10 protein-coding genes are annotated in these 10,649 nt (G+C 71.0%); 4 read left to right on the top strand and 6 right to left on the bottom strand.

Features of this window, described 5'->3' with window-relative positions:
• Nucleotides 1-174: 174 nt before the first annotated feature.
• The 3 genes from ABZ260_RS37130 to ABZ260_RS37120 all read right to left on the bottom strand — a co-directional run bounded on the left by ABZ260_RS37130 (nucleotide 175) and on the right by ABZ260_RS37120 (nucleotide 3,632).
• Nucleotides 175-588, bottom strand: a complete 414-nt coding sequence (locus tag ABZ260_RS37130) for an SRPBCC family protein (protein ID WP_355561688.1) — start codon at nucleotides 586-588, stop codon at nucleotides 175-177.
• Between the two features lie 290 nt (nucleotides 589-878).
• A complete protein-coding gene (locus tag ABZ260_RS37125) occupies nucleotides 879-1,436 on the bottom strand; it encodes a MarR family transcriptional regulator (RefSeq protein WP_355626890.1) in 558 nt (185 codons plus the stop codon).
• 102 nt (nucleotides 1,437-1,538) lie between these two features.
• Entirely contained in the window at nucleotides 1,539-3,632 is a 2,094-nt protein-coding gene (locus tag ABZ260_RS37120) for an N-6 DNA methylase (RefSeq protein WP_355626888.1), read from the bottom strand.
• Between the two features lie 157 nt (nucleotides 3,633-3,789).
• On the opposite strand from ABZ260_RS37120, the gene ABZ260_RS37115 reads away from it, so the two are divergent.
• Nucleotides 3,790-4,302, top strand: coding sequence for an NYN domain-containing protein (locus ABZ260_RS37115; protein WP_350923489.1), 513 nt, complete (start codon nucleotides 3,790-3,792; stop codon nucleotides 4,300-4,302).
• Between the two features lie 15 nt (nucleotides 4,303-4,317).
• On the opposite strand, the gene ABZ260_RS37110 is transcribed toward ABZ260_RS37115, so the two are convergent.
• Nucleotides 4,318-5,868, bottom strand: coding sequence for a pyridoxal-dependent decarboxylase (locus ABZ260_RS37110; RefSeq protein ID WP_355626886.1), 1,551 nt, complete (start codon nucleotides 5,866-5,868; stop codon nucleotides 4,318-4,320).
• A 61-nt stretch (nucleotides 5,869-5,929) separates the two neighbouring features.
• On the opposite strand from ABZ260_RS37110, the gene ABZ260_RS37105 reads away from it, so the two are divergent.
• A complete protein-coding gene (locus ABZ260_RS37105; protein ID WP_355626884.1) occupies nucleotides 5,930-7,273 on the top strand; it encodes a PLP-dependent aminotransferase family protein in 1,344 nt (447 codons plus the stop codon).
• Between the two features lie 136 nt (nucleotides 7,274-7,409).
• On the opposite strand, the gene ABZ260_RS37100 is transcribed toward ABZ260_RS37105, so the two are convergent.
• The gene (locus tag ABZ260_RS37100; RefSeq protein WP_355626882.1) at nucleotides 7,410-7,931 is read right to left on the bottom strand and encodes a MarR family transcriptional regulator; all 522 of its coding nucleotides are present in this window, start codon (nucleotides 7,929-7,931) and stop codon (nucleotides 7,410-7,412) included.
• 95 nt (nucleotides 7,932-8,026) lie between these two features.
• Between ABZ260_RS37100 and ABZ260_RS37095 the strand changes: the two genes are divergently transcribed.
• On the top strand, nucleotides 8,027-8,692 hold the full coding sequence (locus ABZ260_RS37095; protein ID WP_355626880.1) for an NAD(P)H-dependent oxidoreductase: 666 nt from the start codon (nucleotides 8,027-8,029) through the stop codon (nucleotides 8,690-8,692).
• A 62-nt stretch (nucleotides 8,693-8,754) separates the two neighbouring features.
• Nucleotides 8,755-9,540 carry an SDR family NAD(P)-dependent oxidoreductase gene (locus ABZ260_RS37090; RefSeq protein ID WP_355626878.1) on the top strand — a complete coding sequence of 262 codons (786 nt, stop codon included), beginning with the start codon at nucleotides 8,755-8,757 and terminating at the stop codon, nucleotides 9,538-9,540.
• Between the two features lie 63 nt (nucleotides 9,541-9,603).
• On the opposite strand, the gene ABZ260_RS37085 is transcribed toward ABZ260_RS37090, so the two are convergent.
• Nucleotides 9,604-10,596 carry a TIGR04500 family putative peptide maturation system protein gene (locus ABZ260_RS37085; protein ID WP_355626876.1) on the bottom strand — a complete coding sequence of 331 codons (993 nt, stop codon included), beginning with the start codon at nucleotides 10,594-10,596 and terminating at the stop codon, nucleotides 9,604-9,606.
• Nucleotides 10,597-10,649 lie beyond the last annotated feature (53 nt).

The raw sequence follows: 10,649 nt of genomic DNA, 5'->3' as shown, positions 1-10,649 counted from the left end.
CCGGCGCCCTCGTACAGCAGAACTCCTGCGACTCGGTGGCGACCAAGCAGTGGCGGCCGGCCCGGCCTCGGTGAACTCGGTCTCCACCCCGTGCTCGTCGGTATCTCCAGCATCCGGTAGTCAAGGTGCCCGCACATCGGAGGGAAGGCCCTAGGGGGCACCTGGGTCTGCGGCTCAGCTGGGTGCTGCGGCCTCGATCGCCTGCTTCATCTCCACTGCGCCGCGTTCGATGCGAATGCGGATCTCGGCGGCCTGCCCGTGTGGCAGCACGTTGGTAGTCCAGATCAGCCGGCCCGCTCCGGCACCCTCCGGGCGAACTTCAAACGAGGCGTGGTGGTGTTCGAGCGGGGGCCTGGCGCCTTCAACAACGGAATAGGCCAGGCAGCGGGAATCATCATCGATCGCGACAATCAGCTCGCGGATGACGTGTCCATCGGGAAAGGTCAGGAACCGCTGGTCGCCCTCCAGCCGGGTGTCCATGACACGGCCCGGCAGCAGGCGCTCGTGCACGGCTCCGACATCGCGCAGCACATCCCAGATGTGCTCAGGGGACGCGTCGATGACGATCTCGTGGCGGATGGAGGCCATGACGTCGGGAACTCCTCTTGGGATGGGGTGGCTCCCTAGCCGGCAGGCAAGGAAGGCGACCCATGGCTGACATCTTCTTCGGCTGCCCTGGGCACCACGCTCGGCGCAGACCAGAACAGCCGTATCCGTCCTGTGACGGCTGCGAACCTGTACTCGCGTTCAGCTCTGTACGGTCCTCGGCACACCGACACCAACCACCCGCGATGCCGCCGCCGCGGACACCTCGCCGCGGAAGCGGGCCTCGTGATAGCCGCGCACGGTGCGACGGGTCTGTTCCTGAGCTGTCGTGGTCATGGCTGCTGTCCGATCTGGCGCAGGTGCTCGGCGAGGCGATGCTGGTTGGCGGCCAGCCGCAGGCACAGGTCGCGCAGCACGACCAGTTCTTCGGGAGCGAACCCGTGGAACATCGCCCGCATGGCGAGCTGCGACGGCCTGCGGAACGCCTCCATCCAGGCCTGCCCGGCAGGTGTGATCTCGGCCAGAACCGAACGTCGATCCTTCGGGTCGGCGACCCGGCGGGCCAGCCCGTCGTGCTCCAGCGTGTCGACCAAGCCGGTGACATTGCGGGAGCTGACCCCGGCGGCCCGGGCCAACTCGCCGATGCTGATGCCCTGCTCGCTGCTGTTGAGGCGGATCAGCAGGTCGAGCGCGCCCGCGCTGACCCCCCGTCCCTGGGAGCCGTGGGCGCGCATGCGCTCGACGGCATGGTTGGCGGTGCGGACGGCGGCGCCTGCCTCGAAGGTGAGCAGGTCTCCGTCGTCATCGGTGAACTGGGTCATCGCGGCCCTGACCCGAGGGTCGTAGAGGAAGCCGTCAGGGTCGCTCTCGTAGATTGTTACGTCCTTCATTATGAAGGAGGATAATAGTACGTGCTTCCAGTCTTTGCTACCCGTTGCTTGACGCCCGCCCTCGTGTAGATCGACAAGGGCCGCCACCGTGCCTTGCTCAGGTCAAGGTTTTTCCTTCATGTCGTTCTCGGAGTTCTCGTTGGTGGACGGCCGGACGGCGCCGTGGGTCAGGCCGTCGGATATCAGTTGAACCAGATCCTCGCCGAGGGTGGCGGCCCGGCGCAGCGAAGCCTCGAATTCCGCCAGTTTCCGAAATGCCGCGCCGTACCCGCGCTGCTCCTCGATCGGCAGCAGCGGGAGTTCCGCGCGACGTACGTCCACCTGGGCGCGGCTGCCCACGGTGGCGTAGTTGCGCAGGTTGACCGAGCCGCTCAGGAAGCCCGCCACGAAATGGGGGTCGAGCAGGGCCGGGTCGGGGCGGAGCAGGGAGAGGCGGAGACCGAGGACGGGGCCGCCCTCCCCGGCGACCCGCGCCACCGGGCGCCGCGCGACGCCCGGCACCAGCACGTCACCGGGCCGCACGATGATCTCGTGCTGTACGGCGATGTCCGGCGTGGTCGCGGTCGGCGGGGTGCCGTCGACGACGTCCTCGGCGGTGAGGACGGTCAGCCCGTCCGCGACCTCGGACGGCTCGCCGGGTCTCACCGGGCTCTGGTGGTGGATCGTCAGCATGCCGCGCCGCAGGAGTTCGGCGAGCGGGACCATCGGGAGGTCCTTCGGTCCCCGAGATGACTCGACGGTCGGCACCAGCTCCACGGCGAGGCGGAGGAGGTCGGCCACTCGGTTCCGCTGCCCGGTGACGCGCGCGGGCGACAGGTCCGCGGGCGGCGGCGCGAGATATCGGGCGGGGGTGAGGTCGACGTCGTCGTCGAGCAGTTCGACGGCGGGGACGGCCCGGCTCACGCCCGGTTCATCGATGTCCGCACCGGCCTCGAAGCGTTCCCAGGCATCCGCGGCGACCCGCGCGAAGTCCTCCGGCCGGTCGGAGGTGTCGACCATCAGGACATGGCCGGGCGTGCGGGAGTCCGCCGGCCTGCGCAGCACCCACAGGGCCAGGGCGACCGCCATGTTGGGGATGCTGCCGAGCGGGAGCGTGATCACCGCGCTGAGTGCTCCCCGGCGGATCAGCTGGGCGCGGATACGGCGGCCGGATCTGCGGCTGGCGACGGCGGGCGGCATGAGCATGACGGCGGTGCCGCCGGGTTTCAGATGGCAGAGGGCGTGCTGGATCCAGGCGAGTTCCGACTCCATCCGGGGCGGCAGACCGTACTCCCAGCGGGGGTCGGCGGTCAGCTCCTCGTATCCCCAGGCGCGGTCGTTGAACGGCGGGTTGCACACGACCGCGTCCACCAGCGTGCCGGGGAACGCGTCCTGGCGGAGGGAGTCGCCGTGCGAGACGCGTACGGTGGCGGCGTGCAGCGCGAGATGCGCGGCGGTCAGCCGGGCGGTCGCCGCGTCGGCGTCCTGGCCGAGGAGCAGGTGTACACCGCGATCCGAATGGTCGCGCAGTGCCTTCAGCAGCGCTCCCGAGCCGCAGGCCGGGTCGAGGATGACCTCGGGGGAGGGGCCGCAGAGCTCCGCCATGAGCCGGGCGACCGGCTCGGGGGTGGCGTACATCCGCTTGGTGTGCAGTTCGAAGTAGCGCTCGCGCAGGAAGGCGAAGGTCCCCTTCGTGCCGCTCTCGACGGCGAGGGCGGCCACCCGGCGCAGCAGCGGCAGCCGGTCCCGGATGAGGCATTCCGGCGGCAACGGGCTCCGCATCGGCCCGGCGCACGCTTCTCGGACGCGGTCGGGAAGCACGGCGGCCACGGCCGCGTCGTCGGCGGCGGAGAGGGCCGCCCAGTCGTCGCCCTCCCGGTCCAGGTAGACCAGGAAGGCGCCGAGGTCGGCGATCAGGTCGGCGAGATCCTCCTCAGGCACGCCCGCGCGCAGGTCCTGCCAGAGCCACTCGCGCGCCGGGAGCGACCTGCCCTCGCTGTGGCCGAGCAGCCACTCCTTGATCTCGCCGAGGGAGAAGGCGGGGCTGGTCGCGGTGCCGCCGACGGGCTGGGGGAAGTCGTCGTGCCGGCGGCGCCAGTTGCTCACCGCGGCCCGGCCCACATCACCCAGCCGGGCGATGTCCGCCGCGGTCACCTGGACGTCCCTGTCCACCTGGTCCTCCGTGTCGGTCGCGGTCTGCCCGGTCGTCCCGTTCATCGGTTCTTCGGGCTCGGTGTCCGTGTCGATTGGAACGTACCTGAGTGTGTCACCTCCATGCAGCGTCCTCAAAGATATTGGTCGATTCCATCAACACGTGTTTTACTGAACTTCATTGGACACTAAAAATCATCATCATGGAAGGAACCGATGACCCGTGATCACCCCCACCACGCGCATCGACCGGTTCCAGGCCCCCACGTCACGCGGCAGACGGCGCCTTCGCTCAGGGCGGGCCATGCACCTGCTGGACATCGAGAACCTGACAGGGGCCAGTCGCCCCACCACCCCCGAGGTCGCCGAGGTCATGGTCCTCTACCGGCGTATCGTCCCGATCGGCCCGATGGACCAGTTCGTCGTCGCGGTCAACCACGGCGCGCTCGTCGCGGTCGGGATCGCCTTCCACGGTGTGCAGTTGCTGGCCCGTTCCGGCCCCGACGGCGCGGACCAGGCCCTGGCCGAGGCCGCCCGGGGCGATCGGATGGACCAGCGGTTCGACCGGGTCGTGATCGGCTCGGGCGACGGCTACTTCGCCGACCTGGCCTGCTGGCTCGCCGAGTGCGGTGTGCACGTCACCGTCGTCTCCCAGCGTGAGTCACTCAGCCGCCGCCTGCGCGCCGAGGTGTCCGCCGTCATCACGCTGGAACCGCCGGTGGCACAGGTGGCCTGACCTTCGGGAGCGTCGTCACGACCGGGGCGCGGCCGATTCCAGGATCTTCGCGATTCTGCCGACGTCGGCCTCGGTGGTGCGCCAGTTGCTGAACGCGGCACGCAGCGCGGGCACCCCGGCGTAGACCGTCGGGGTGAGGAAGGCCTCGCCGGATTCGGTGATCGAGTCGACCACCTCCCCGATCCGTTCGGGGGAGGGGGCGGAGGCGAGGGTGAAGCAGACCACGTTGAGCCGTACCGGGGCGAGCAGCCGGTAGGCGGCCATCGAGGCGATCCGCGCGCCGAGCCCGGCGGCGAGGGCGATGTCGCGGCGGACGATCTCCGCGTGCCCCTCGCGCCCGTAGGCGGCCAGCGTGAACCAGGCCGGTAGCGCACGCAGGCGCCGTGAGTTCTGCGGGGTCAGGTGCGCGAAGTCGGGCTCCTCGCTCAGCGGGGTGAGATAGGCGGCCGAGTTCAAAAAGACGCGGGCCTGCAGGTCGCGGCGGCGGGTGAACTGGATCGCGCTGTCGTAGGGCACGTTCAGCCACTTGTGCAGGTCCGCGCAGACCGAGTCGGCCTCGCCGAGGCCCGCGACGAGGTGGGCGTGCTCGGGGGAGAGCGCGGCGAAGGCGCCGAAGGCGGCGTCCACGTGCAGCCAGAAGGGGTGACGCTCGCGCAGGGCGGCGATGGCGCGCAGGTCGTCGAAGTCGACGGTGTTCACCGTGCCGGCATTGGCGACCACGATCGCCGGTGCGCCGTCCAGCCGGTCGAGTTCCTCGGCGAGCAGGGCCACGTCCACCGCCTCCCGCCCCGGCAGGACGCCGACGTGCCGGATCGCCGACCGTCCCAGCCCGAGCATGGACAGCGACTTGACGATGCTGGAGTGCGGGCTCGCCGACAGCACCGTCACCGGCCCGAGCGCGGCCGCGCCCGCCTCGGCCACCGACACGCCGCGCAGTTCGCCCAGCCACTCCCTGGCGATCGCCAGGCCCGCGAAGTTGGACATGGTCGCGCCGCTGACGAACGTCCCCTCGTGCTCCGGCGGCAGGCCGAAGAGGTCGCGCAGCCAGGCGACCGTCTCCCGTTCGAGGTCCGGGGCGAGGGAGTCCAGGCCGGAGGTGGGGTTCTGGTCGAGGGTGCCGGTCAGCCAGTCGCCCGCCAGTGCGGCGGGTGTCGCGCCACCCGTGACGAAGCCCAGGTAGCGGGGGCCCGCGCTGGCCGCGAAGCCCGGTTCCCAGCGCCGCGCGAACATCTCCATCGCCCCCTCCAGGCCGATCCCCGTCTCCGGCAGGGACTCGGGCGCCGGTCGCACCGGCGTCCGCGCCGCCGGGCGGTCGTCGAGCCCGGCGAGGAGACGCACGGCGTACGCGCGGGTGGCCTCCATCAGTTCGGGTACGCGGGCGCGATCGGCTCCCAGGGGGCCGCGGATGTGATCGGCCTCCGGGACCCCGGACAGGTGGTCGTCCCCGCCGCCGGACGGTCCGGGCCGCTGGTCGCCGTTGGTGTTCGTTGGTCCGGGCCGGGGGCCGCCGCCGAGGTGCGGAGAGTCGGGAATGGGAGCGGTGCCCGCGTCGGGTCTGGTGTTCATGCTTCGACGCTAGGAAGCGGAGCATGTTCGCGTCGTGGTCCAATCACGGCAAACTGGACCAGTGCTCAAGGATGTTCTGGCAGGATGGCGGCGATTCGGCGGCCCTCTCGCGGGTGCGCTGGCCGCCGCGCTGCGCGAGGCGGTGCTCGACGGGCGCGTACGCGTCGGGGACCGGCTGCCCTCGGAGCGGCGCCTGGCCGGTGAGCTCGGGGTGAGCCGGGGAACGGTCGTCGCCGCCCTGTCCCGGCTGCGCGAGGAGGGCTGGCTCGTCACCGAGCACGGCAGCGGCAGCAGGGTGCGGCTGCCGCGGAACCTCGGTGAGCGCTACGCGCCCCTGTCGGTGGACGGCCGGGGCTCGCTCCTCGACCTGCGGCGCGCCGTCCCCGCCGCCCCGCGCGCGATCGTCACCGACGCCGTCACCCGCGCGCTCGGCAGGTCGGCGGGGCTGCTGCTGGAGAGCGGCGAGCCCGGACCCGGCCTGCCCGAGCTGCGCGAGCTGATCGCCCGGCGTCACACCGGAGAGGGATCGGCCACCCGCCCCGAACAGATCCTGGTCACCTCGGGAGCCCGTGCCGCGCTGGCGCTGCTCGTCACCCATCTCGGCCCGCGCAGAATCGTGGTGGAGAACCCCACCTTCTTCGACACCCTCGCCACGCTCAGGCGCTTCGGCATCCGTACCGTCCCCGCGCGGGTCACCGCGGCGGGATGGGACGGCGACCAGCTCGCCACCGCGTTCCGCGAGGCCGCGGGGGGAGCCGCCCTGCTGACCCCCGACTTCCAGAACCCGACCGGGGTGCTGATGGGTTCCGAGGACCGCCGGAAGGTCGCGGAGCTGGCGGCCAGGTACGGGGTGACCGTGATCGTGGACGAGACCGTGCGCGACCTGGACCTGCGTGACCATCCGGTGCCCGAGCCCCGGATCGACCGGGCCGTCACGATCGGTTCCCTGAGCAAGACCGTGTGGGGAGGGTTGCGGGTGGGATGGATCCGGGGTCCGGCCGCGCTGATCCGTGAACTCCTCCTCGACCCGATCAGCGGTCTGTACGCCCCGCCGCCCATGGAGCAGCTCGTGGCCTGTGAGGTCTTACCCCTCATGGGCCGCTTGCTGGGCCAGCGCAGGAGTGAGCTGCGGCGCCAGCGCGACCATCTGGCCGGAAGCCTGGACGGGGACGACGCCTGGAGCTTCTCCCTCCCGCAGGGCGGCCTGGCGCTCTGGCTGCGCCTGAACGGTGTGTCCGGTGAGGCACTCGCGGGGAAGGCGGCCGAGGCAGGGCTCAGCCTGCTCCCGGGGCCGGTGTTCTCACCTGACGGCACCCGGGCCAACCGGCTGCGGGTGCCGTACACCGCCCCGATCGAGACCCTCGACCGGGTCGTCGAGCAGCTCAGGCGAGCCCACCGATCCTGAAAGGCACGTGTCGACGCCCGGTGCCTTCGGCGCGGTTCGGCTCCGGGGGCGTCCTGCCGACCGGTGGCGGGGGCCGGTGCCTTTCGCGCGGCGCCCCGGCCAACCGGCGGCCGGTGCCTTCAGCGCGGCGGCCCGGCTAACGAGTTCCAACAGGCGTGGTGGGGGCGCAGGCGGTTTCAAATGGTTGTCCGTCCTCGATTCGCAGGATGGGTGCGCCGGCGAGATGCCGTAGCGCGCTCCTCAGCGCCGCCCGTACCGGGGCGTCGAGATCGGTCAGCAGCCGGTCCTCGATCGCCTTGATGTCATCGCGGGCGGCCTCGAGTGCGAGGCTTCCTTGAGGCGTGACCTCGATGATGCGGGCCCTGCGGTCCGCGGGGTCCGGCCGACGGAGAACCAGGCCGGCGCCTTCCAGCTCGTCGAGGATGACGACCAGTTTGCTCTTGTCGACCGACACGGCCTGGGCGAGGGCGAGCTGAGTGCGGGCGGGGGCTTCGACGACCGCCATCAGCACCGTGTAGCCCCAGAGGCTCATGCCGTGCTCCCGCACCGCTACGGCCTCCGCCCCGGCGAGACCCTGCTTCAGCCGGGCGAACAGCCAGTGCAGATCCTCGTGCAGCCGGCTGCCGGGTGAGCTTTCGGAGGCAGGAGAGATGGCCATGGCCCCATGATAGCGAGCCGAGATGTTCTTGACTTGAAACTATCTTGCTCTATATTGATTGCGAATCCAGATCATCTTGAATGCGAGGCAATCTTGTGACGCATCTGCTGCACCTGGACGCCAGCGCACGAAGCGACTCGTTCTCGCGCAGGCTCGGCGAGAGTTTCGCAGCCGCCTGGAAAGCGGCCGATCCTGAAGGGACCTACACCTACCGCGACCTGGTCGCGGAACCGGTACCGCCCGTCGACGAAGCCCGTGTCCAACTCGCCACCCAGTCCTCCCTGAACGGGGTACGCGGCATCCAGGCCATGGACGAGGTGGCCGACACCACCTCCGAACTGGCCGCGGCCTGGGCAGCCACCCGCCCGCTGGTGGAGCAACTGCTCGCGGCGGACGTCCTGCTCATCGGCGCCCCCATGTACAACTTCTCGGTGCCCGCCGCGCTCAAGGCATGGATCGACCGCGTGGCCCTGCCCTGGTTGCCGCTCCAGGGAAAGTCGGCCGTGATACTGAGCGCGCGCGGCGGTGCCTACGGGCCGGGCACTCCCCGGGAGTCCTTCGACTTCCAGGAGCCTTACCTGCGCGCCTTCTTCTCCTCGCTCGGACTGGACGATGTGGAGTTCGTCCATACCGAGCTCACGCACGCCAGGGTCATGCCCTTCCTCGTCCAGTTCCGCGAGACGCACGAGGCATCCCAGGCCGCAGCGCTCGACGCGGTGCACACCCTGGCCACCCGGGTGCGTGCCAGGACGCCGTCTTGAGCCCGGCGTACATCCCGCACCGGCCGTACCCGATCAGCAAAGACGAGAGGACCCCCCACACAATGGACACCGAACTCAGAGACCGCGTGGTCCTGGTCACCGGCGCGTCGAGCGGGATCGGAGCCGCGACCGCCCGCGCCTACGGGCGGGAGGGCGCCCGGGTCGCGATCACCTACCGAAACAACCCGGACAAGGCCGAGAAGGTGGCCGCGGACATCGAGGCCTTGGGCGGGCAGGCGCACGTCGTACGTCTCGACCTCGAAGACCTGCCGACCATCGACCAGGCCGCCGCAACCGTCATCGAACGCTGGGGCGGGATCGACGTCCTCGTCGCCAACGCCGTCCGCTGGGGCGGTGACGGCCCGCCGGATCCCAGCGTCCGGTTCGAGGACGTACCGCTGCAGGAGTGGGAGGCGATGATCAACGCCAACCTGGTCGGAACCGCCGCGTCGATCCGCGCGGTCCTGCCCGGCATGCGCGCCAGGGGCTGGGGCCGCATCGTGCTGATCTCCTCAAGCGTCGCGGAGGAGGGACTGCCCGGGCCGGGTCCGTACGGGACCGCCAAATCGGGCCTGTACGGACTCGCCCGCAGCCTCGCCTGGAACGGCGGCCGGGACGGAATCCTGGTCAACGTCGTGGCCCCCGGCTTCACCCTGACCGACAGCCGGGACATTCCGGAGTTCGTCACCGACGCTCTCGCCGCCGCCACGCCCAGCCGCCGACTCTCCAACTCCGGCGACGTGGCCAAAATTATCGTTTTCCTAGGCTCGGGAGCCAACGGCAACCTCACCGGTGAAGTGATCCGAGACGGCTCCTCCGCCGCACGCGCACCACACCTCGGCGGGTAACCGGCCGCTCGCGGAAGACCTTGTTCCGCGTGTCGTCGCCGGCGGCCGTGGGAACCCTGTCGGTCACGACCAGTGCCACTCGATCGAGGCCGTGGCGCGGCGCTCGGCCAGCCATTCGGTGAACGCCACCCGCCCGGCCGCGGCCAGGGTCCGCTCGTCCGCCGACGAGGCCGCACGCCCCAGGATGACCCCGGCGAGGAAGGCGGTGCCATGGGCCGCCGGCCCGACGACGTCTCCGGGCGCGCCCTCCTGCAACGGTTCGGGCAGCTCGAAGGCGAAACGCTCGGCGATCGTGGTCTCCACCTCGCCGGCCGGACCCGCGAGCGAGGGGAGGAGGCCCTCCGGTGAATCACCGCCGAGGTCCGCGAGGACCTGCTCCGGCCCGATGCTCCAGAGCGCACGCACCCGGTCGAAGCGCTCGGCGTGCGCGGCCAGGTAGGCCGGGCCGAGCTCGGCCTCCCTGCGGCGGCGGAAGCTCCGGCGCCTGGCGACACCGCCGATGTAGGCGTCGAACTGCTGGAGGGTCATCCCCATCTCGGCCGGCCAGGCCGGCGTCGTCGCGCGGTCGTGCAGGCCCCGCCCCCGGCGGAACTCCTCCGAGGCGGCCTGCAGGTCCTCGTCGCTGACCGGCGTGTCGTCGTGCTGGATCTCGTTCAGGATCAGGCACTGGTCGACGATCTCGTCGTGCGGCGTCGCGTCGCGGCGTGACAGCGAACGGATCATGGTGAGCGCCTGGGCGACCGACAGGTGTATCTCGTCCACGCTGACCAGCCGGCCCGCCGCCCGGTGCGTGGAGTGGTCGATCAGCCAAGGGACGCCGTCGTCGGCCTGCGCGGTGAGCGCGATCGTCCCGCCTTCCGGGTCCTGGAGCAGCAGGTCGAAGTCGACCACCGAGGTGCCGGGACGCTCGTCGACGACGAGCTCCGCCTTCAGCTCGGGGTGCTCGGCCGCCCACGCGGCGGCCGTCCGACGGGCCTGCTGCACCTGTGCGCGGCGGCGAGGCAGGCCACGCAGCAGCCGCACCCCGGAGGCGAGCGTCGTTCCAAGGTCAATCATCGAATACCTCCAGCGTGGAGACCCCGAGCCTTGGCTCCGGGAAATCAGGCTCG

The sequence above is a fragment of the Streptosporangium sp. NPDC006013 genome, from assembly GCF_040614275.1.
Classification (GTDB): domain Bacteria; phylum Actinomycetota; class Actinomycetes; order Streptosporangiales; family Streptosporangiaceae; genus Streptosporangium.
This window is presented reverse-complemented; position numbering and strand designations above follow the sequence as displayed.

Bases quoted from the DNA above. Each gene is read 5' to 3' on its own strand.
- ABZ260_RS37090 (WP_355626878.1), top strand. From the start codon at position 8,755: ATGGACACCGAACTCAGAGACCGCGTGGTCCTGGTCACCGGCGCGTCG.
- ABZ260_RS37125 (WP_355626890.1), bottom strand. From the start codon at position 1,436: ATGAAGGACGTAACAATCTACGAGAGCGACCCTGACGGCTTCCTCTAC.
- ABZ260_RS37085 (WP_355626876.1), bottom strand. From the start codon at position 10,596: ATGATTGACCTTGGAACGACGCTCGCCTCCGGGGTGCGGCTGCTGCGT.
- ABZ260_RS37110 (WP_355626886.1), bottom strand. From the start codon at position 5,868: ATGAACACCAGACCCGACGCGGGCACCGCTCCCATTCCCGACTCTCCG.
- ABZ260_RS37130 (WP_355561688.1), bottom strand. From the start codon at position 588: ATGGCCTCCATCCGCCACGAGATCGTCATCGACGCGTCCCCTGAGCAC.
- ABZ260_RS37120 (WP_355626888.1), bottom strand. From the start codon at position 3,632: ATGAACGGGACGACCGGGCAGACCGCGACCGACACGGAGGACCAGGTG.
- ABZ260_RS37100 (WP_355626882.1), bottom strand. From the start codon at position 7,931: ATGGCCATCTCTCCTGCCTCCGAAAGCTCACCCGGCAGCCGGCTGCAC.